Source organism: Metabacillus sp. 113a (assembly GCF_050107635.1).
In the GTDB taxonomy this organism is placed as follows: domain Bacteria; phylum Bacillota; class Bacilli; order Bacillales; family Bacillaceae; genus Metabacillus_B.
Window position 1 is genome coordinate 1 of the sequence record NZ_JBNILJ010000008.1, and the last position, 21729, is coordinate 21729.

Here is a 21729-nt window from a genome sequence, read left to right on the forward strand (position 1 = left end):
CCCCTCAAGATGAGATTTCCCATTCTTTGAAGTAAGACCCCTGGAAGATGACCAGGTTGATAGGTCCGAGGTGGAAGCGTGGCGACATGTGCAGCTGACGGATACTAATCGGTCGAGGACTTAACCATATTACGTAAGGCGTTTGACTCGTGAACCAATATCGTTATCTAGTTTTGAAAGAGCAATCTTTCAACCTTATATCTGGTGATTATGGCAAAGAGGTCACACCCGTTCCCATACCGAACACGGAAGTTAAGCTCTTCAGCGCCGATGGTAGTTGGGGGTTTCCCCCTGCGAGAGTAGGATGTTGCCAGGTACAAGTGAAAAGGATCCGCCCGTTTTTAATGGGGGGTCCTTTTTTTGTTTGGGTTTGGATGGAAGGGGACGGATACGCCTGGAATGGCGGGAGGGATGAGGGCGAGGCGGATACCCGAAACCGCCTTGGACGATGCTGGTGGGAACGCCACCTGGAGCCTGGCTGCCGGGTGCGGAGGGTAGCAACTTTGTCGAATCCTCCCGAAAAGTCGATATCCGCCCCGTTTCGGTCGATAAAATGAAATAATAGCCGATATATTGGAAAAATAGCCGATATCTTTCAATAATAGCCGATATAATGAAAATACCGTCGATAACCCTTCTCACTTGAAGAATCCTATGGTTCAGCCTCTTAAAATTCTAGCCATCTGCCATTCTCCTCCTTTCCAATAAAAGAAAATCTCCGTAAAACCTTTGTTAAATCTGTTATTTGATTTAATTTAGACAGAAAAAACGCAGTATGATCAGTGACTTCGCAACCTTCGCCATCATACACCAGGAATTACAGTAGGGAAAAGGGCGAGGCGGATACCCGAAACCGCCTTGCCCGATGATGGTGGGAACGCCACCTGGAGCATGGCTGCCGGGTGCGGGTGGTGCCATCTTTGTCGAATCCTCCCGAAAAGTCGATATCCGCCCCGCTTCGGTCGATAAAATGAAATAATAGCCGATATATAGGAAAAATAGCCGATATATTTCAATAATAGCCGATATAATGAAAATACCGCCGATATCCTTTCTCATTTGCAAAGGCCCAAGTGCAAAAACCCCAAAATCGATACCAATTTTGAACATCTGCCTTTTCAATCCCTTGAAAAATTTACAAAAACCTTTAATCTTCCACCTGATCTATTTTTTAGATATAAAAAACGCAAAAATGTGCACGTCCTGCCTCTTCTTAGATCAAATGCCTTCTCAGCTCCCCTTTTAGCCCATCCATCGTCAAAACACCCCAGCTCCCAATTTGTCCACAAAACAATTACCTATTATAATAGAAAAAACAGAGTCAATGCATCCATTCATCAACAAATAAAACAGGGAATTAATTCAGGTTGCAAAGGAAATCGTCTAGGAGCATAAGGTTATTTTAATTACGAAAGACGGTCTTGCTTAATTTAGCTTTCAGGAAATGACGCAAGGCCAACTAAAGCCTAAATTTACTGTCAGAATAAAAGAGGGATCAACACATGTCAGATAAACCAGCAAAAAAGAAATTTGAGGTCGCTGAGAACGAAAGCATCGGTACTGTTCTCGACCGTATGAAAGAAGAAGGATATGCTCCTGTCCGCCGAATGGAGGAGCCTATTTTTCAGGAGGTAAAGGAAAATGGGAGGACAGAGATAAAACCAGCCGGAAGAAAGATCGTATTCGAGGGGAAATTACTCTAAATCCGAACGATATACCATAATTTTAAACTAATGTTCGATATTTTGTGTTGACATGGTACAAAATCTCTTGTTATGATATAGATGAACATAACAACGAAGCCTTCATATAAAGTTGGGGATATGGCCCAAGAGTTTCTACCCGGACACCGTAAATGACCGGACTATGAGGGAAAGTGGATTAACCAGCGTAGTGGAATTACATACTATGCCCGGTTCGTATTGCTTTCTCTTAAGCATACGGCCGGGCTTTTTTCGATTAGGCAAAGTTGATAGCAGCTGTTTTACAGAGCGGGAAGCGGGAGATTCCGAACTAAGAGCACAGGTGAGATTTCCAGCAAAATGGGGGCTCGCCTCCCGCCGTGGATCAGCAAATGCCTGCTGGCTGCAATGAACAGCTATGTTTTTAAAAAGCCTTTATTTTAAAAAGAGCGGGGGAGAGCGCTGTGATCGAACAGGTTGGAGTCATTATGGGAAGCCAGTCAGATTGGGAAACGATGAGGCACGCGTGCGAACTGCTGGATGAACTTGAGATTTTTTATGAAAAAAGAGTTGTATCTGCTCACCGGACGCCCGAGCTCATGTTTGAATATGCAGAATCAGCGAGAGAACGGGGACTTAAAGTCATTATTGCCGGTGCAGGGGGTGCGGCGCACCTTCCAGGGATGGTTGCGGCAAAGACAACCTTGCCGGTAATTGGCGTACCGGTTCAGTCGAAGGCTCTTAACGGACTTGATTCACTGCTTTCCATTGTGCAAATGCCGGGAGGCGTACCGGTTGCCACGGTAGCAATAGGTAAAGCTGGTGCTGTGAATGCGGCCCTGCTTGCGGCACAGATCCTCTCCATTACAGACGGCAGGATTGAAGCAGCTCTTGCCAAACGGAGAGAGGATACCCGCCAGGCAGTTCTTGAAAGCAGTGATGCCCTTGTTTAAGCAAATCGCACCAGGCCAAACCATTGGAATCATCGGCGGAGGACAGCTTGGCCGAATGATGGCACTGGATGCGAAGAATATGGGCTACCGGATTGCTGTGCTTGATCCGACGCCTGATTGTCCGTGCGGTCAGGTCGCCGACATTGAAATCACCGCGGCTTATAATGATCTTGATGCCATTAAGCAGCTTGCCTCTGTGAGTGATGTCATCACATATGAATTTGAAAACATTGATTATGATGCTCTTTTGTGGCTTGAGAACAACGCCTACCTTCCGCAGGGAAGCCGGCTGCTCTCCCTGACCCAGGACAGGCAGACAGAAAAAGAAGCCATTCAGGAAACAGGCTGCCAAGTGGCGCCCTACAGCATTCTTGAAAATGGCAACGGCCTTGAAGATGCGCTTGAGGACATCGGCTTCCCTGCTGTACTGAAAACGTGCAGAGGAGGCTACGATGGCAAAGGGCAGGCGGTCATCAAAAGCCCGGCTGATATAGGAGAGGCAGAAGCACTGCTGAACACAGGTAAATGCATTCTTGAAAAATGGGTTCCCTTTGAGAGAGAGCTCTCCATCATTGTCACAAGGAACCCGAGTGGGGATGTGAAGGTCTTTCCGGCAGCTGAGAATGTACACCGTGAAAACATTCTTCATTTAAGTATTGTTCCGGCAAGAATCACAGCGGACACTGAGAAAAGGGCCAAAGCGGCAGCATTAAAGCTCGCTGAACGCTTTGAATTGGTCGGTACACTGGCTGTTGAAATGTTTTTGACAGAGGACGGCGAGATTTTCATCAATGAATTGGCGCCAAGGCCGCACAATTCAGGTCATTACACGATGGATTTATGCGAAACCTCTCAGTTTGAGCAGCATGTCCGTTCCGTTTGCAATTTGCCTCTCGGAAGGACGGATTTATTGAAAAAAGGGCTGATGGTGAACGTATTAGGCGAACATCTCGAAGCGGTTTTGAATAATCTTTCGTTTTTGGATGAAGCTGCGTTATACTTGTACGGTAAAAAGGAAAACAAGCCAAAGAGAAAAATGGGGCATGTTACCTTTAAAACGGACGTCATTGAAGAAACGATGGAGAAAATATCAAATCAGTGGGGTCAATAGGAGAACGGAGGATTTACAATGATTGAACGTTATACAAGGCCGGAAATGGGGGCCATCTGGACAGAGGAGAACCGTTTCCAGGCATGGCTTGAGGTAGAAATTCTTGCATGTGAAGCATGGGCAGAGCTTGGGGTCATCCCTAAGGAAGATACTGTGCAGCTGCGCAAGAATGCGTCCTTTGACGTCAACCGGATAAAAGAGATTGAAGAGGAAACAAGACATGATGTTGTTGCCTTTACAAGAGCGGTTTCTGAAACGCTTGGCGAAGAGCGGAAATGGGTCCATTACGGTCTTACTTCTACAGATGTCGTAGATACAGCGCTATCCTACCTTTTGAAGCAGGCGAATGATATTTTAAGAGCCGACATTGAGCGTTTTGTTGAAATTCTTAAAAATAAAGCAATTGAACACAAATATACGGTTATGATGGGCCGTACGCACGGGGTCCATGCAGAGCCGACAACATTCGGCCTGAAGCTCGGCCTGTGGTATGAGGAAATGAAGCGGAACCTGGAGCGGTTTAACCGTTCTGCGGAAGGCATTGAATTTGGAAAAATGTCAGGCGCGGTTGGAACGTATGCCAACATCGATCCGTTTGTTGAACAGTATGTGTGCGAAAAGCTCGGTCTTCAGGCAGCACCGATCTCAACGCAAACCCTTCAGCGCGACCGCCACGCTGACTACATGAGCACCCTTGCCTTAATTGCAACATCCATTGAAAAGTTCGCTGTAGAAGTACGGGGACTTCAAAAGAGTGAGACGCGCGAGGTCGAGGAATTTTTCGCAAAAGGACAAAAAGGTTCATCAGCGATGCCGCATAAACGCAATCCAATCGGATCGGAAAACATGACAGGACTTGCCCGTGTCATCCGCGGTTACATGATGACGGCCTATGAAAATGTTCCGCTATGGCATGAACGTGATATTTCCCACTCCTCTGCTGAACGGGTCATTTTGCCGGATGCAACGATTGCGCTGAATTATATGCTGAACCGCTTCGGAAACATCATCAAAAACCTGACCGTGTTCCCGGAAAATATGAAGCGCAATATGGACCGGACTCATGGCCTGATTTACTCCCAGCGCGTTCTGCTTGCTCTCATCGATTCCGGCATGGCGCGTGAAGCAGCGTACGATCTTGTTCAGCCGAAAGCCATGGAGGCCTGGGAAACACAAGTCCACTTCCGCACATTAGTGGAAGCGGATCCGGCTGTTACCGAACGGTTAACACCAGCTGTAATCGATGACTGCTTCGATTACAACTACCATTTGAAAAATGTAGATGCCATTTTTAACAGGCTCGGTTTATAAATTTTTATTAGTCCCGGGTTTCGCAGAAGTGCGGGACTCCTGTGGGAGCGGCGGGACAGGTGAGACCCCGCAGGCGCTACGCACCGAGGATGTTCACCGTCCGCCCCGCGGAAAGTGAGCATCCTGGAGCGGAGATCAACCATATCCAACCCTTTTCTTACCAGCGAAGTTTGCAAGAACATTCAAACTGAAGGGGCAAAGCAAAACTTTGCCTCTTTCCAATCTTAAGATTCCTAATATTCCGACTGCGGGAGGGCGAAATCAATGGAATTGCTTTATGAGGGAAAAGCAAAGCGCATTTACAGAACAGAGCGTGAGGGAGAATTTCTTGTTTCCTATAAAGACTCCGCTACGGCATTTAACGGAGAGAAAAAAACAGAGATAACCGGAAAAGGCCGATTGAATAACGAGATTTCCGTTCTGATTTTTGAAAAGCTCAAAGAAGCAGGAATTGCCAACCACTTGATCCGGAAAGTTTCTGAAACGGAGCAGCTGGTCGAGGAAGTCACGATTATTCCGCTTGAAGTCGTTGTACGGAATACGGTCGCCGGAAGTATGGCAAAGCGTCTCGGCATCGAGGAAGGAACACCAATCCCTGAACCGATTGTTGAGTTTTACTACAAGGATGATGCGCTCGGAGATCCGCTTATAACCGAATCACATATCAAGCTGCTGAATGCGGCATCGCCGGAACAAACCGAAGAACTGAAAACAAAAGCCCTCCAAGTAAATGAAGTGCTCATTCCGTATTTTGCAGAGAGAAATGTAAGACTGATAGACTTCAAGCTTGAATTCGGCCTCCGGAAAGATGGAACGATATTGCTGGCAGATGAAATTTCCCCTGATACGTGCCGCCTGTGGGATAAAGAGACAAACGAAAAGTTTGATAAAGACGTTTTTCGCCGTGATCTTGGCAGTTTGACTGAAGCGTACGAAGAAATCTTAAAACGATTGGGAGGACCCGCACATGTATAAAGTGAAGGTGTATGTCAGTTTAAGAGAAAGCATTTTGGATCCGCAGGGGAACGCCGTGAAGAATGCGCTGCACAGCATGTCCTATAGTGAAGTTCAGGCTGTCCGCATCGGGAAATACATGGAGCTGATGATTGAGAAAACCGACCGTCCACTCGAGGAAACCGTTAAGGAAATGTGTGAAAAGCTTTTGGCAAACACAGTTATTGAAGATTACCGCTTTGAAGCAGAGGAGGTTGTCGTTCAGTGAAATTCGCTGTGATTGTTTTCCCCGGCTCCAACTGTGATGTGGATATGTATCATGCAATCAAGGATGAGCTTGGTGAAGAAGCAGAGTATGTGTGGCACGATGAAAACGATTTAAGCGGATTTGACGGCATTCTTCTGCCGGGAGGATTCTCTTACGGAGATTATCTGCGCTCCGGTTCCATTGCGCATTTTTCAAATGTTATGGCTGAAGTGAAAAAAGCGGCGGAACAAGGAAAGCCGGTGCTTGGGGTCTGCAACGGATTTCAAATTCTCCTTGAAGCAGGATTGCTTCCGGGTGCGATGAAACGGAATGAAGGGCTGAAATTCAAGTGCGCTCCTGCCTCTTTGAAGGTGGTCAATGCCGATACTCCTTTCACATCCGGCTATACTGAAAACCAGGTCATCTCTGTACCGATTGCTCACGGGGAAGGAAACTATTTCTGCGACGACCTGACGTTAAAGAGTCTGAAGGAGAATAATCAAATCGTTTTCACGTACAGCGAAAATCCGAACGGAAGCCTGGAGGATATTGCAGGGATCGTCAATGAACGCGGCAATGTGCTCGGCATGATGCCTCACCCCGAGCGCGCTGTGGATACTATGCTTGGAAGTGCGGACGGCCTCGCACTGTTTCAATCGATCGTAAAAAACTGGAGGGAAGCACATGTCACTACTTCTTGAGCCAAATGCTGAACAAATCAAAGCAGAAAAAGTGTATCAGCAAATGGGAATCAGCGACGAAGAATTTGTGATGGTACAATCCATTCTCGGGCGCCTTCCCAATTATACGGAAACGGGAATTTTCTCCGTAATGTGGTCTGAGCATTGCAGCTATAAAAACTCCAAGCCGGTTCTGAAAAAGTTCCCTGTCACAGGCGAGCACGTTCTTCAGGGGCCCGGCGAGGGAGCGGGGATTGTCGATATCGGCGATAACCAGGCGGTTGTTTTTAAGATTGAGAGCCACAACCACCCATCTGCTGTGGAGCCTTATCAAGGCGCGGCAACGGGTGTCGGAGGCATTATCCGCGATGTATTCTCCATGGGGGCACGCCCAATCGCTCTATTAAACTCGCTGAGATTCGGTGAACTGAAGTCACCGCGCGTGAAGTATTTGTTTGAAGAAGTAGTAGCAGGAATTGCGGGTTACGGAAACTGCATCGGGATCCCTACCGTTGGCGGAGAAATCCAGTTTGATGCCTCCTATGAAGGAAATCCGCTTGTGAACGCGATGTGTGTCGGGCTCATTGACCACAAGGATATAAAGAAAGGCCAGGCGAAGGGAGTCGGCAATACGGTCATGTATGTCGGCGCGAAAACAGGCCGCGATGGAATTCATGGAGCGACATTCGCTTCAGAGGAACTGAACGAAAAATCCGATGAAAAGCGCCCGGCCGTTCAAGTGGGGGATCCGTTTATGGAAAAGCTTCTTCTTGAAGCGTGTCTTGAAGTGATCCAGAATGATGCGCTTGTCGGCATTCAGGATATGGGGGCGGCGGGACTTACAAGTTCGTCTGCTGAAATGGCTAGCAAGGCAGGCTCGGGAATCGAAATGAACCTGGATTTGATTCCGCAGCGCGAATACGGAATGACACCGTATGAAATGATGCTGTCCGAATCCCAGGAGCGGATGCTGCTTGTGATTGAAAAAGGCCGTGAGCATGAGATTGAAGCGATTTTTGCAAAATACGATCTGGAAGCCGTGTCAGTCGGGACGGTAACGAATGATAAAATGCTCCGCCTTGTTCACAAAGGAGAGGTCGTCGTAGAAATTCCAGTAGATGCATTAGCTGAGGAGGCGCCGGTTTATCATAAGCCTTCTGCAGAGCCAGCTTATTTCCGTGAGTTCCAGCAAATGGAGGAGACGGTGCCAGCGGTTGAAAACCTTGAAGAGACGCTGATCAGCCTCCTTAAGCAGCCGACGATTGCGAGCAAGGAATGGGTTTACAATCAGTATGATTACATGGTCCGTACGAATACGGTCGTGGCACCGGGATCGGATGCGGCGGTGCTGCGCATCCGCGGAACGAAAAAGGCCCTTGCAATGACGACAGACTGCAACTCCCGCTATCTGTACCTTGATCCGGAAACGGGCGGGAAAATTGCTGTGGCAGAAGCAGCCCGGAACATCGTTTGCTCGGGGGGGACACCGCTTGCCATCACGGACTGTTTAAACTTCGGGAATCCGGAAAAGGCGGAGATTTTCTGGCAGCTTGAAAAGGCAGCGGACGGGATGAGCGAGGCATGTACAGTTCTCGGTGCTCCGGTTATAGGAGGCAACGTTTCTCTTTACAACGAAACGAACGGAACGGCGATCTATCCGACACCGGTCATCGGAATGGTCGGTCTGATTGAGGATACGGACTGCATCACAACTCAGGACTTTAAAGAAGCAGGCGATTATATTTATCTGCTTGGGGAAACAAAGCCTGAATTCGGCGGAAGCGAGCTGCAAAAGCTTGTGAACGGCGAAATTTCCGGAAAAGCACCGGCTCTTGATTTGGAGGTTGAAAAAGCGCGTATGAGCCTTTTATTACAGGCAATCCGTGAAGGATTGGTTCAATCCGCGCATGATGCAGCAGAAGGCGGGCTCGCTGTAGCACTTGCTGAGTCGGCTTTTTCAGGAAAAGGACTAGGTGCAGATGTTGAACTAACCGGTGATGCGGTAACGGCGCTTTTCAGCGAAACCCAATCCCGATACATCCTGACAGTACGCCCTGAAAATAAAGAGCGTTTCGAGGAGCTAACAAATGCTGCAGGAATTGGCCAAGTAACGGATAACGGAAAACTAACCATTCGCGGAAGCCAAGGGGAACAGTGGGTGGATTTAAGCATCGAGAAGCTTGAAGACGCCTGGAGAGGAGCCATCCCATGCTTGCTGAGATCAAAGGATTAAATGAGGAATGCGGCGTATTTGGAATTTGGGGCCATCCGGATTCCGCCCAAATTACGTACTACGGCTTGCACAGTCTGCAGCACCGCGGCCAGGAGGGGGCGGGCATTGTAACGACAGACGGCAAGACGATGGACTGTGAAAAAGGGCTTGGCCTGATCACGGATGTTTTCAACAAAGGCCAGCTTGGAGAAATGGAAGGGAAAGCAGCGATCGGACATGTCCGGTATGCGACAGCGGGAGGAGGGGGCTATGAAAATGTTCAGCCGCTCATGTTCCGGTCTCAAAACGGAGGTCTGGCCCTTGCCCACAACGGAAACCTCGTCAATGCCAACCATTTAAAGCACCAGCTTGAGAGCCAGGGAAGCATTTTTCAGACAACGTCCGATACGGAAGTGCTGGCTCATTTGATTAAACGAAGCGGCCATTTTACATTAAAAGAAAAAGTAAAAAACGCTTTATCCATGATTAAAGGGGCTTACGCCTTTGTGATTTTAACGGAAACGGAAATGATGGTGGCCCTTGATCCGAACAGCCTGCGCCCGCTTTCAATCGGCTTGCTTGGCGATGCGTATGTCGTTGCATCCGAAACCTGCGCCTTTGATATTGTTGGCGCCGACTACCTTCGCGAGGTCCAGCCGGGTGAACTGATTATTATTAACGACAACGGTATGCAATCTGAACGGTTTTCCATGAACAGCAACCGATCCATCTGCAGCATGGAATACATTTATTTTTCGAGACCCGACAGCAACATTGACGGAATCAATGTCCATACTGCCCGCAAAAACCTGGGCAAGCGTTTGGCGCAGGAAGCAGCGGTGGAAGCGGACGTAGTGACAGGGGTGCCTGATTCCTCTATTTCAGCAGCGATCGGCTATGCAGAAGCATCCGGCATTCCGTATGAGCTCGGTCTAATAAAGAACCGCTATGTCGGCCGGACATTTATCCAGCCGTCCCAGTCCCTCCGTGAGCAAGGGGTAAAAATGAAGCTTTCCGCCGTCCGCGGGGTTGTAGAGGGCAAGCGGGTTGTAATGGTCGATGATTCGATTGTGCGCGGAACGACGAGCAAACGGATCGTGCAGATGCTGAAGGAAGCAGGAGCGACCGAGGTCCACGTCCGCATCAGTTCACCGCCGATCGCGCATCCGTGCTTTTACGGGATTGATACATCTACCCATGAGGAGCTGATTGCGTCTTCCCACAGTCCAGAAGAAATTAGGGAATTGATCGGCGCAGACTCCATCGCATTCATCAGTCCGGAAGGCTTGCTGGATGGGATCGGCCGTCCGTATGAAGGAGAAACGAGAGGCCAATGCATGGCATGCTTTACCGGCCGATATCCGACGGAAATCTATGCCGACACGCTGCTCCCTCACGAAAAAGAAGCGAAAACAGGTGCACGATAAGGAGGAACGGACATGTCAAAAGCCTATCAGGATGCAGGAGTGAACATAGAAGCTGGCTACGAAGCAGTTTCCAGAATGAAAAAACACGTTGAGCGTACAAAACGCGAGGGTGCTATCGGTCTGCTCGGCGGCTTTGGGGGCGTTTTCGACCTGTCGGAGCTGAATTACCGGAAGCCTGTTCTTGTATCCGGAACGGACGGGGTCGGAACGAAGCTTAAGCTCGCTTTTATGGCGGACCGTCATGATACAATTGGAATAGATGCGGTGGCGATGTGCGTGAACGATATACTGGCTCAAGGGGCGGAGCCGCTTTTTTTCCTTGATTATTTAGCCCTTGGAATAGCAGACCCTGAAAAAATTGAGCAGATTGTCAAAGGGATTGCAGACGGCTGCGAGGAAGCAGGCTGCGCACTGATTGGCGGAGAGACGGCTGAGATGCCGGGTTTGTACGCTGACGGTGAATACGATGTCGCCGGCTTTAGCGTAGGCGGAGCGGAAAAGGATGAGCTAGTGACCGGGCAAGCGATCAAACCGGGTCATGTGCTGATCGGGCTCACATCGAGCGGACTCCACAGCAACGGATTTTCGCTCGTCCGGAAAATTCTTCTGCAGGACAGCGGCTTTGAACTGAATGAAACCGTTCAGCCATTGGAGAAACCTCTCGATCAGGAGCTGTTAACACCGACCCGGATCTATGTGAGGCCAGTGTTGAAAGTTTTGAAGAAGGTAAAAGTTGATGGCATGGCGCACATTACCGGCGGCGGTTTTATCGAAAACATTCCAAGGATGCTGCCAGCTGGACTGTGTGCAGAGGTTGATTTCGGCTCCTGGCCGATTCCGAAGATTTTTGACCTCCTTGAGGAAAAAGGGAATCTGAACAGGGAAGAAATGTTCAACATTTTTAATATGGGGATTGGCTTTGTACTGGCCATCAGTCCCGAACGAATCCACGATGCGATTGGAATCCTGGAGGAGCACGGGGAAAAAGCCTACATCATCGGGCGGGTAAAAGAAGGCTCCGGCGTTGTATTCGGCGGTGCCGTTCTATGATGAACAAGCAAAAAATCGCTGTCTTTGCCTCCGGGAGCGGGACTAATTTTCAAGCCATTGCCGATCATATCAAAAACAGCACACTTGATGCAGAAATTGTCCTTCTCGTTTGCGACAGACCAGGCGCCCCTGTAATAGAAAAAGCAAGATTAGCAGAAGTCCCGGTTTTAGCGCTATCGCCTAAAACATTTGAAAACAAAGCTGCCTATGAAGCTGAAGTTCTCTCAAACCTTCAGGACAAGGGGGCAGAGTGGCTCATTCTGGCAGGCTATATGCGTCTGATCGGACCTGTTCTCCTGGATGCTTTTCCAACCAAAATTATTAATCTCCATCCTTCGCTGCTTCCGAAATACCCAGGGAAGGATGCAATCGAACGCGCCTTCGAATCAGGAGATGCGGAGACCGGTATTACCATTCATTATGTCGATGAAGGAATGGACACCGGTCCCATTATCGACCAGATGACCGTAGCAATTCCAAAGACGCTGGAACAGCTGAAAACAAACATTCATAAGGCCGAGCATATGTTTTTCCCCGCCGTCCTTCAGCATGTACTGAAAATCAAGACAGAGGTGAAGCAATCATGACGATTAAACGAGCGCTGATCAGCGTATCCAATAAAGAAAATCTTGTTCCATTCGCAAAGCGGCTCGGCGAACTTGGGATCGAAGTGATCTCAACCGGCGGAACGAAAAGAATGCTTCAGGAAGCTGGTGTAAACGCAATTGGAATTTCAGAGGTAACGGGGTTTCCTGAAATCATGGATGGCCGCGTCAAAACGCTTCACCCTTCTATTCACGGCGGACTGCTTGCCGTAAGAGACAACGAGAATCATATGAACCAGCTGAAAGAGAACGGCATTCAGCCAATCGACTTAGTTGTCGTGAATCTATATCCGTTCAAAGAAACGATTTCCAAACCGGATTTCACATTCGATGAAGCCGTTGAGAACATTGATATCGGCGGTCCGGGCATGCTTCGCGCTTCAGCAAAAAATCACGGGGATGTTACGGTGATCGTAGACCCGGCTGATTATGATACCGTTCTTGCACAAATTGAAAAAGATGGACAAACGGAGTTTGAATTCAGACGCAGGCTTGCGGCAAAAGTGTTCAGACACACAGCTGCCTATGATGCCCTGATTGCAGAATACATGACATCGATTACCGGAGAGGAAAACCCGGATACCCTGACTGTTACATACGAAAAGAAGCAGGATTTGCGCTACGGAGAAAATCCGCATCAGCAGGCTGTATTCTATCAAACGCCGCTTAAACGGAAGGCATCTATTGCGGAAGCGAAGCAGCTTCACGGCAAGGAGCTTTCCTATAACAATATTAAAGATGCAGACGCTGCCCTTCAGATTGTACGTGAATTCAAAGCGCCGGCTGCTGTTGCTGTTAAGCATATGAATCCATGCGGAGTCGGGACAGCCGATACTATTGAACAAGCGTATCAACGAGCTTTTGAAGCCGATCCAACGTCTATTTTTGGCGGAATCATTGCGCTGAACAGAGAAGTGGATGCCGCTACTGCAGAGAAGCTGCATGAAATTTTCCTTGAGATTATTATTGCTCCTTCGTTTTCAAAGGAGGCATTGGAAATACTGACGTCCAAAAAGAACCTTCGTCTCCTGACAATTGAACAGGAGGAAAAAGGAGCGGCAGCCAAGCAGCTTGTGTCCGTTGCAGGCGGTATGCTGATTCAGGACGAGGATGCATTGACATTTGACGATGCCGTCGTTTCCATCCCGACAACACGCGAACCGACCGAGCAGGAATGGAAGGATCTGAAGCTTGCCTGGAAAGTGGTCAAGCATGTGAAATCCAACGCGATCGTATTGGCAAAGGATGAGATGACGATCGGAATCGGCGCAGGACAGATGAACCGTGTCGGCTCTGCAAAAATTGCCATTGAACAGGCAGGAGCCAAAGCAGAAGGAAGTGCGATGGGCTCCGACGCGTTTTTCCCGATGGGAGACACAGTAGAAGCCGCAGCAAAAGCCGGCGTTACCGCCATCATTCAGCCTGGGGGCTCCATCAAAGATGAAGAATCCATCCGCGCTGCAGATGAGCACGGCATCACGATGGTCTTCACAGGTATCCGCCATTTCAAGCATTAGGAAGGGAGAGCGATCCATTTGAACGTACTCGTCATCGGACGCGGAGGCCGGGAGCATGCCATCGCATGGAAGCTTGCGCAATCCGGCAGAGTGGAAAACGTATTTGCGGCACCGGGAAATGACGGTATGACCGATTGTGCAGTAAGGGTCCCGGTCGATGAACTGGATTTTGCCGGGCTCCTTGCGTTTGCGAAGGAGAATGAAGTCGGATTAACGGTGGTTGGTCCCGAAGTTCCATTGCTTGAGGGCATCGTGGAAGCTTTTGAAAAAGAAGGGCTGCGGATATTTGGACCGTCAAGCCAGGCTGCGATGGTGGAAGGCAGCAAGCAGTTCGCCAAAGAGCTGATGGAGAAATACCGCATTCCGACAGCGGGATACGCGGCTTTCACCTCCTTTGAAGAAGCAAGGGCGTATGTGGAGAAAAACGGGGTTCCGATTGTGATCAAAGCGGACGGACTGGCAGCCGGAAAAGGGGTAACGGTTGCTCTGACAATGGAGGAGGCCCTTCAGTGCCTGAGGGATTTTCTGCTCGATGAAAAATTCGGCGAAGCCAGCAAATCTGTAGTCATCGAGGATTTTTTGGAGGGAGAAGAGTTTTCCCTTATGGCGTTTGTGAATGGTGAAAACGTATACCCGATGGTGATCGCCCAGGATCATAAACGGGCCTTCGACGGTGATCAAGGGCCGAACACAGGCGGGATGGGGGCTTACTCACCTGTACCGCAAATACCTGATGCAGCCGTTCAGGAAGCCATTCGCACTGTGCTTGAGCCGGCTGCAAAAGGGCTTGCACAGGAAGGAACCCCTTTTACCGGGATTTTATACGCCGGCCTGATGCTGACCGGAGATGGTCCGAAAGTCATTGAATTTAACGCGCGCTTCGGAGATCCCGAAACACAGGCTGTCCTTCCGAGGATGGAGAGCGACCTGGTGGACGTACTTGAAGCAGTGATGGAAGGACGGGATTTCAACATTCAATGGAGTGATGAAGCTGCGGTTGCCGTTGTACTGGCGTCGGAAGGATATCCGGAGGCGTACAGAAAAGGCACTGTTTTGAGCGGCTTTGCTGAAGCCGGGCAAGGTGCGGTAGTATTCCATGCCGGAACCCAACTTGACGAAGGAAATTTCGTTACGGACGGCGGGCGGATCCTCGCTGTATCCGCAAGCGGCGGAAGCATTCGGGAAGCCCGGCGAAAAGCGTATGAATCCATTCGCTTTTTCGCAGGAACCGGCGTTTTTTACAGGACAGATATTGGAGTCAGAGCTCAGTAGAAAAACCCCCGTCCGCCGGGGGTTTTTGTTTTTATCAGTGGAAATTTTAATATATCGGCGAAAGATTATCAGCGAAAACAGGGTGATATCGATTTAACCGCACCGTTCGATAGCCGGTGCGCCAGGATTAAAGCTAGCTTTTCCTATAGAAAGCATGTGTCCGCGAACAAGACCTCAGCTGCAGGTCTTTTTTTAATTGGCTTAATGCGATATCCCTAGAGTCTTCATTTTCGCAGGATCGAACTATAGGAAAGGAGTATCATTGACAATGATACTCATTCTCAACTAAGATTGCATTAGAGAAACTGATAATCATTTTCAATTACAGGAGGTTTACATAGATGAGCGTTATGCAGCTTTCAGGTAATCAGAAATATTTAAATCAGCAGGAAAAACGGGAATCCAATGCAAGATCTTATCCGAGGCGCATCCCTATTGCAATTGAAGAAGCAGAAGGAATCCGGGTGAAGGATTCAGATGGAAAGGTTTATTATGACTGTCTTGCCGGTGCGGGAACCCTTGCTCTTGGACATAATCATCCGGCTGTCATTCAGGCAATTGAAAAAGTGCTGGCGGATAAACGGCCGCTCCATACATTAGATTTGACGACACCGGTAAAGGAAGAGTTTGTGGATGAACTGTTTGGGGCACTTCCCGCAGAATTTTCAGCCCAGGCTAAAATCCAGTTTTGCGGACCGACTGGCGGAGATGCAATTGAAGCCGCATTAAAGCTTGCCAAAACCGCGACAGGAAGAAGAAGCATCCTTACTTTCCAGGGGGGATACCATGGGGCTACCCACGGAACGATGTCCATCAGTGGAAATCTGGCTCCAAAAGAAAAAGTACAGGGATTAATTCCGGATGTTCACTTCCTCCCTTATCCATATCAATATCGCTGTCCGTTTGGTATAGGCGGAGATGCGTGCCATGAAATCAGTGCCCGATACATTGAAAATCTGCTGGATGACCCGGAAAGCGGAATTTTGCCTCCTGCAGCTATGATTCTGGAAGTGGTTCAGGGGGAAGGCGGTTCCATTCCTGCACCTGCAGAATGGCTGCGTGAGATGCGGCGCATTACAGAGGAAAGAAGCATTCCGCTCATTATTGATGAGGTTCAAACCGGAATTGGAAGAACAGGAAAACTGTTTGCCTTCGAGCATGCAGGCATCATTCCGGATATCCTGGTCCTGTCCAAAGCAATTGGAGGCAGTCTCCCTCTTTCAGTGGTTGTGTACAAAGAAGGCCTCGATCAGTGGGGACCCGGTGCCCACATCGGAACGTTCAGGGGAAATCAGATGGCCATGGCAGCGGGAACGGCTGTATTGCGATACATAAAAGAAAGCAGGCTTGAAGAACATGCTGAACGGATTGGCTCCCTTCTGATGGATGAGCTGAAAGCATTCCAAAAGGCCGCACCCGAGATTGGCGATGTGCGGGGAAGAGGCATGATGATCGGAGTGGAAATAGTTAATCCGGCAGGAAAGAGAGCAAGCAGCGGAAGCATGCCTGCTTGGCCTGAGCTTGCTTCGGCCATTCAAAAAGCTTGCTTTGAGAGAGGCCTGATCCTTGAAGTGGGGGGCCGGCATGGCAGTGTGGTCAGACTTCTTCCTCCGCTCATCATGAATGAACAGGAAGCCGCTGAAGTGACCGCCATTATGAAAGCCGCCATTAAAGAAGCTGTGGCAGGCTTGCAGTGATGGATAAAAAGTCCTTATTTCTCACCCATCCGGAAGGCTTTCAGCAATACAAAAAAATGTGCATGGAGATAATCCGGCTGATCGGCGGGTGGCAGGAAGAAATACAAAAGCCCTTCAGCGGAATTGCTGCTGAGGATTCATTGAAAGAAAGCCGCCGGCATCCAATTGCTGAAAAAGAAGGGATTTCTTTTGAGAAGGCTCTGAAGGAAGTGAAGGATACGATTGAGAAAAACCGGATTAAGGTGGAGCATCCGAGAACACTCGCCCACCTCCACTGTCCTCCGCTCGTTCCGGCGCTTGCTGCGGACATGCTGGTCAGCGCCATGAACCTGTCAATGGATTCATGGGATCAGAGCGGGACGGCTTCCCATGCAGAGGAATACATGCTGGATTGGCTCACAGAACGCTATGGGCTTGGGGAGGAAGCTGGCGGAACATTTACAAGCGGGGGGACGCAGTCTAACTATATGGGGCTCCTTCTGGCGCGGGATGAGTTTTGCAGGCGCCGGTGGAACTGGAATGTCCAGCAAAACGGACTCCCGCCGCATTTTTCAAAAATGAAGATCCTTTGCTCGGAGGCTGCTCATTTTACAGTGAAGAAATCGGCTTCCCAGCTCGGTCTGGGAGAACAGTCCGTTGTGACGGTTCCGGTGGATGACCGAAAAAAAATAGACATGGGGAGGCTGGAAAAAATCCTTCGGCAGCTGAAAGAAAAAGGGGAGCTGCCCTTTGCCATCGTCGCTACATGCGGAACGACGGATTTCGGCAGCATTGATCCATTGCCGGAGCTTGCGCGGGTGGCAAGGGAGCACCAAATCTGGCTCCATACCGATGCTGCATATGGAGGAGCGCTGATTCTGAGCAGCCTGCAGCGTAACAAACTTGAGGGAATCGAGCTCTCAGACTCGGTTACGGTCGATTTTCACAAGCTGTTTTACCAGCCCATCAGCTGCGGGGCATTTTTGTTGAAAAACAAACAGCATTTTCGGTTGATTCAGCACCATGCAGATTATTTGAATCCTGAGGAGGATGAAGCAGCAGGACTTCCGCATCTTGTCGGAAAATCCATCCAGACAACAAGGAGGTTTGATGTACTGAAGCTTTATATGAGCTTAAGGGTGGTGGGTACAGAAGGGTTTGCCCGCTTGATTGATGGAGCAGCTGAACTGGCTGGCTGGACGGCAGAGCGGCTGGAAAACGATCCGGATTTTAAAGCCGTCAATCCGAAGCCTGAGCTTACGGCTGTTGTGTTTCAGTATCGTCCCGAAGGATACCCGGAGGAACAGGTCGGCGGGCTCAACTATACCATTCATCAATCCTTGCTCAATGAGGGGGATGCGGTTTTAGCAAAAACACAGGTTCAAGGCAGCACCCATCTTAAATTTACCATTTTAAATCCGGCTTCCGGAAAAGAGGACATTGAATACGTCCTTTCCAAAATAAAAGCATTCAGGGAGGGAAAGGCTTGAAAACCAGCAAACAAATTGCAGAAGAAGCGGCTATACAAGGCGTTTTGAATTGCTATATGAGAGAAACCGGCAATTATGAAGGATCTCAGGATGCTGCCGTCGCGATTCCGTTGAAGCATCAGCAGCTGAAAATCACCGCGGATGTAAAGTACTGGTCGGAAACACAGCGGCATCTGTTTCATTTTCCAATCCAATGCGAGCAGCAGCAGGGGGGTATTCCCCTCGATTACGTGACCTTCATCAGTTTGATCACGAAGGAGTGGCTCCTTGAAAACGGCAGAGAGGACGCCGAGGATGAGTTTATGCTCCGTGCGATTTTGAGCGCAAGGAACGTGAAGCGCTACGTGGAGGAGCGGGAGACTGACAGCGGACAGCTTGAAAGCGATGACTTCTCCTATATTGAAGCGGAGCAATCCCTGCTTTTCGGCCACCTCCTTCATCCGGTTCCGAAAAGCAAACAAGGGATAACGGAGGAAGAGGAAGGCCTTTATTCCCCGGAATTGAAGGGCGAGTTCCCTCTTCATTATTTCTCAGCTGCACCTGAAATCATCCAGCAGGATTCCAGCATGGATGTGCCAGCTGCTGACATCCTGAAACAAGAGCTTGTAAACAGAGGAGTTGAAGTTCCTGAAGGAAGGGTGCTGCTCCCTGTCCACCCTTTGCAGGCAAAGGAGCTTCTTGGACGGGAGTCGGTAAAAGAGCTTATCAAATCGGGGGATTTAACCGATCTCGGTGAACTGGGAAGCAAGTTCACCGCCACCTCCTCACTGAGGACGGTTTACAGCCCGCACTCTAAATGGATGTATAAATTTTCCGTACCGGTAAAGCTGACCAATTCCCTTCGGGTCAGCAAGAGGAAAGAGCTTCACCGCGGGGTCGAAATTTCACGGCTTCTGGATGCGGGTCTTGGGAAGGAGCTCGCCGATCTATTCCCCGGGTTCTCAATTCTCCGTGACCCGGCGTATATAACGATCGGCAATGGCGAAGCAGAGTCGGGATTTGAAGTAGTCATCAGGGAAAATCCGTTCTTTGAAGGAAATGAAAAAGGAGCGGCAGTTGTTGCAGGACTTTGCCAGGATCATGCCTACGGTGGAAACAGCCGTCTCGCATCCATTATCCGCAAAGCGGCTTCCGCAGAAAACAGGACTTTGGAGGAGGTCAGTCTGGACTGGTTTTCCCGCTATTTAATGATTACGTTTGATCCGGTTATGTGGCTCTATGAAACATACGGACTCGCACTCGAGGCCCATCAGCAGAACGGAGTCGTCCGGCTGAAGGATGGATATCCTGAGCATTTCTATTACCGCGATAACCAGGGCTATTATTACAGCCAATCAAAAGCACATAAGCTGAAGCAGTGGCTGCCGGACCTAAGCGAAAAAAGCGAAACAATCTGTGAAGAGAAGGTCGCTGATGAACGCCTGCGCTATTATTTTTTCTACAATCATTTGTTTGGAGTCATCAACGCCTTCGGGACAGCGGGCCTGATACCGGAGAGCCGGCTGCTGCAGTTCCTGAAAACAAGAATGGAAGAATGGTATGCCAGCAGCGGGAAAACCTCCAAAATCCTTGCCGGTTTTTTAAGTGAAAGAGAGTTGCCTTGCAAAGCAAATTTGCTTACGCGGTTTCATGATATGGACGAGCTCGTCGGAGAGATGGCCGCCCAATCTGTCTATACAAAAGTGCCGAACCCGATCTTCCATTCGGAGGGGAGTATCTATGACCCGGTGTGATAACAGGGAAATCTCATTTCGCCCTGTGGAGTACAAAAGAGATTTTCAGCGGATATTTAAATGGATGCACAAGGAGCATGTGATCCCTTATTGGAAACTCAATATGCCTGAGGAGGATTTTCGGAAGCATCTGCAGCAGGCACTTTCTGACAGACATCAGACCCTGTCCATCGGGATGCTGAATGGGGAGCCCGTTAGCTATTGGGAAACGTATTGGGTAAAAGGGGATGCCGTGGGCAAAACCTACGAATATGAGGAATGGGATCAGGGTGTGCACCTGTTGATCGGCGAGGAAAAATACCTCGGGAAGGGGCTGGCGCTTCCCATGCTCCGGGCAGCCGCTGCCCGTCTGCTTGAGGTGCCGGAAACGGGAAAAATCATTGCAGAACCGGATATCCGCAACGAGAAGATGATTCATATCTTTGAAAAGTGCGGCTTTGAAGCCGTCGGTCCGATTCAGCTTCCGGATAAAACCGGTCTCCTGATGTTCTGCAGTAGAGAAGAGTTTGAAAGGAGGTGGAACCATGTCAAAGCTTGATTTTATTGGCATCGGCATCGGTCCGTTTAACCTTGGGCTCGCTGCACTATCAGAAGGAAGCGGCCTGACATCGATGTTTTTTGATCAGAAAAATGGATTCACCTGGCATGAAGGCATGCTGCTCGAGGGGACGACGTTGCAGGTGCCATTTTTGGCCGACCTTGTCACCATGGCTGACGCCTCAAGCCCGTTCAGCTTTCTTCGCTATTTGCAGGAGCAGGGCAGGCTGTACCAGTTTTATTTTCTGGAGTCGTTTCATATACCGCGGAAGGAGTACAGCCTTTACTGCAGGTGGGCAGCGGAAAAGCTTCCGCAATGCCGCTTTGGCACGAAGGTGGAGAACGTGCGTCATATAGACGGAGCCTATGAGGTTTGGGTAAAGGATCTGAATACTGGCGAGTCCTCCGTTTATACTGCCCGTCATTTGGTGGTGGGGATCGGCACAAAGCCTGCCGTCCCAAAAGCCTTCCGTGAGAACGAAGGAGGGACCGTTTTTCATACTTCGGATTATCTGAAAGAGAGAACGGGCGCCAGCAGCGCAGATACCGTCACAGTCTTAGGGTCAGGCCAGAGTGCAGCGGAGGTGTTTTATGATCTGCTGAAAAACCGTAGACCCGGAACAAAGCTGAGGTGGCTGACAAGATCCAAGGGCTTTTTCCCAATGGAGTACTCCAAGCTTGGACTGGAATATTTCTCTCCCGATTACATCGATTTCTTTTATCAGCTTCCCGGGGATCAAAAGGGCAGGCTTCTTGAAAAACAGGACCTGCTTTATAAAGGAATCAGCGCTGAAACCATTTCGGATATTTATGGAGCCATTTATGAGGAGACGATCGGCGGCAAGGATCCGCTTCTCTCCCTGCATGCGATGCAGGAGCTTTTCAGCATGGAGGGAGCCGGCGGCAATTGGAGACTGCGCTGCCGCCATACAGTAACGGGGGAGGAGTCAGAGCTGGAGAGTGAATATGTCATCTTTGGAACCGGATATAAACCGGCACCTCCTGCCTTTTTAAAAGGAATCGATGAATTGATTGACCGGGATCATCTGGGGCAGCTGAAAATCTCCAGAGACTATTGCCTGCAAACTTCAGAAACGGGCAGGAATGAAATCTTCATACAGAATGGCGAAATCCATACGCACGGCGTCGGGGCTCCCGATCTCGGTCTCGGAGCCTATCGGAATGCAGTGATTATCAATAAAATAGCGGGGAAAGAAATCTATCCCCTACAGGAAAGGAATGTGTTTCAATCCTTTTCCCCGCAAATTTGAA

Annotated in this window: 19 protein-coding genes, 2 rRNA genes and 1 riboswitch; of the genes, 20 read left to right on the plus strand and 1 reads right to left on the minus strand. The window is 49.4% G+C overall.

The window, feature by feature from the left end; all coding sequences use genetic code 11:
* Both ACQCVE_RS12710 and rrf read left to right on the plus strand, forming a co-directional pair.
* Positions 1 to 128: ribosomal RNA gene (locus ACQCVE_RS12710) — 23S ribosomal RNA — on the plus strand; the annotation flags it as partial.
* Positions 129 to 200: 72 nt separating this feature from the next.
* A 5S ribosomal RNA gene (gene rrf, locus ACQCVE_RS12715) occupies positions 201 to 316 on the plus strand.
* Between the two features lie 434 nt (positions 317 to 750).
* Here the strand turns inward: rrf and ACQCVE_RS12720 are convergent.
* Entirely contained in the window at positions 751 to 1110 is a 360-nt protein-coding gene (locus ACQCVE_RS12720) for a hypothetical protein (protein WP_426863037.1), read from the minus strand.
* A gap of 392 nt (positions 1111 to 1502) precedes the next feature.
* Between ACQCVE_RS12720 and ACQCVE_RS12725 the strand changes: the two genes are divergently transcribed.
* The 18 genes from ACQCVE_RS12725 (at position 1503) to ACQCVE_RS12810 (ending at position 21728) form a co-directional block, all read left to right on the plus strand.
* Positions 1503 to 1703, plus strand: coding sequence for an NETI motif-containing protein (locus ACQCVE_RS12725; RefSeq protein ID WP_426844894.1), 201 nt, complete (start codon positions 1503 to 1505; stop codon positions 1701 to 1703).
* An 82-nt stretch (positions 1704 to 1785) separates the two neighbouring features.
* A riboswitch (purine riboswitch) is annotated at positions 1786 to 1887 on the plus strand.
* Positions 1888 to 2170: 283 nt separating this feature from the next.
* Complete coding sequence (gene purE / locus ACQCVE_RS12730) at positions 2171 to 2635, plus strand: 5-(carboxyamino)imidazole ribonucleotide mutase (RefSeq protein WP_426844913.1); 465 nt, start codon at positions 2171 to 2173, stop codon at positions 2633 to 2635.
* Complete coding sequence (gene purK / locus ACQCVE_RS12735) at positions 2622 to 3746, plus strand: 5-(carboxyamino)imidazole ribonucleotide synthase (protein WP_426863091.1); 1125 nt, start codon at positions 2622 to 2624, stop codon at positions 3744 to 3746. Before purE ends, purK begins: the two co-directional genes overlap by 14 nt.
* Before the next feature lie 18 nt (positions 3747 to 3764).
* On the plus strand, positions 3765 to 5057 hold the full coding sequence (gene purB / locus ACQCVE_RS12740) for an adenylosuccinate lyase (RefSeq protein ID WP_426863038.1): 1293 nt from the start codon (positions 3765 to 3767) through the stop codon (positions 5055 to 5057).
* 264 nt (positions 5058 to 5321) lie between these two features.
* Positions 5322 to 6032 carry a phosphoribosylaminoimidazolesuccinocarboxamide synthase gene (purC, locus tag ACQCVE_RS12745; RefSeq protein WP_426844892.1) on the plus strand — a complete coding sequence of 237 codons (711 nt, stop codon included), beginning with the start codon at positions 5322 to 5324 and terminating at the stop codon, positions 6030 to 6032.
* Complete coding sequence (gene purS, locus ACQCVE_RS12750) at positions 6025 to 6279, plus strand: phosphoribosylformylglycinamidine synthase subunit PurS (RefSeq protein ID WP_426844891.1); 255 nt, start codon at positions 6025 to 6027, stop codon at positions 6277 to 6279. Before purC ends, purS begins: the two co-directional genes overlap by 8 nt.
* A complete protein-coding gene (gene purQ / locus ACQCVE_RS12755) occupies positions 6276 to 6959 on the plus strand; it encodes a phosphoribosylformylglycinamidine synthase subunit PurQ (protein ID WP_426844890.1) in 684 nt (227 codons plus the stop codon). Before purS ends, purQ begins: the two co-directional genes overlap by 4 nt.
* The gene (gene purL / locus ACQCVE_RS12760; RefSeq protein ID WP_426863039.1) at positions 6943 to 9171 is read left to right on the plus strand and encodes a phosphoribosylformylglycinamidine synthase subunit PurL; all 2229 of its coding nucleotides are present in this window, start codon (positions 6943 to 6945) and stop codon (positions 9169 to 9171) included. Before purQ ends, purL begins: the two co-directional genes overlap by 17 nt.
* The gene (gene purF / locus ACQCVE_RS12765) at positions 9147 to 10577 is read left to right on the plus strand and encodes an amidophosphoribosyltransferase (protein ID WP_426844888.1); all 1431 of its coding nucleotides are present in this window, start codon (positions 9147 to 9149) and stop codon (positions 10575 to 10577) included. Before purL ends, purF begins: the two co-directional genes overlap by 25 nt.
* Positions 10578 to 10589: 12 nt before the next feature.
* Complete coding sequence (gene purM / locus ACQCVE_RS12770) at positions 10590 to 11627, plus strand: phosphoribosylformylglycinamidine cyclo-ligase (protein WP_426863040.1); 1038 nt, start codon at positions 10590 to 10592, stop codon at positions 11625 to 11627.
* Positions 11627 to 12214, plus strand: a complete 588-nt coding sequence (gene purN, locus ACQCVE_RS12775; RefSeq protein WP_426863041.1) for a phosphoribosylglycinamide formyltransferase — start codon at positions 11627 to 11629, stop codon at positions 12212 to 12214. Before purM ends, purN begins: the two co-directional genes overlap by 1 nt.
* Positions 12211 to 13749, plus strand: a complete 1539-nt coding sequence (gene purH, locus ACQCVE_RS12780; protein ID WP_426863042.1) for a bifunctional phosphoribosylaminoimidazolecarboxamide formyltransferase/IMP cyclohydrolase — start codon at positions 12211 to 12213, stop codon at positions 13747 to 13749. The genes purN and purH overlap by 4 nt, the downstream gene beginning before the upstream one ends.
* An 18-nt stretch (positions 13750 to 13767) precedes the next feature.
* A complete protein-coding gene (gene purD / locus ACQCVE_RS12785) occupies positions 13768 to 15021 on the plus strand; it encodes a phosphoribosylamine--glycine ligase (RefSeq protein ID WP_426863043.1) in 1254 nt (417 codons plus the stop codon).
* A 341-nt stretch (positions 15022 to 15362) separates the two neighbouring features.
* A complete protein-coding gene (locus ACQCVE_RS12790) occupies positions 15363 to 16718 on the plus strand; it encodes an aspartate aminotransferase family protein (protein ID WP_426863044.1) in 1356 nt (451 codons plus the stop codon).
* Complete coding sequence (locus ACQCVE_RS12795; RefSeq protein WP_426863045.1) at positions 16718 to 18187, plus strand: pyridoxal phosphate-dependent decarboxylase family protein; 1470 nt, start codon at positions 16718 to 16720, stop codon at positions 18185 to 18187. The genes ACQCVE_RS12790 and ACQCVE_RS12795 overlap by 1 nt, the downstream gene beginning before the upstream one ends.
* Positions 18188 to 18243: 56 nt before the next feature.
* Positions 18244 to 19920: an IucA/IucC family protein gene (locus tag ACQCVE_RS12800; RefSeq protein ID WP_426863092.1), complete on the plus strand. Its 1677-nt coding sequence runs from the start codon at positions 18244 to 18246 to the stop codon at positions 19918 to 19920.
* Complete coding sequence (locus ACQCVE_RS12805) at positions 19907 to 20458, plus strand: GNAT family N-acetyltransferase (RefSeq protein ID WP_426863046.1); 552 nt, start codon at positions 19907 to 19909, stop codon at positions 20456 to 20458. Before ACQCVE_RS12800 ends, ACQCVE_RS12805 begins: the two co-directional genes overlap by 14 nt.
* Complete coding sequence (locus ACQCVE_RS12810) at positions 20445 to 21728, plus strand: lysine N(6)-hydroxylase/L-ornithine N(5)-oxygenase family protein (RefSeq protein ID WP_426863047.1); 1284 nt, start codon at positions 20445 to 20447, stop codon at positions 21726 to 21728. The genes ACQCVE_RS12805 and ACQCVE_RS12810 overlap by 14 nt, the downstream gene beginning before the upstream one ends.
* The last annotated feature ends 1 nt before the right edge of the window (position 21729 follow it).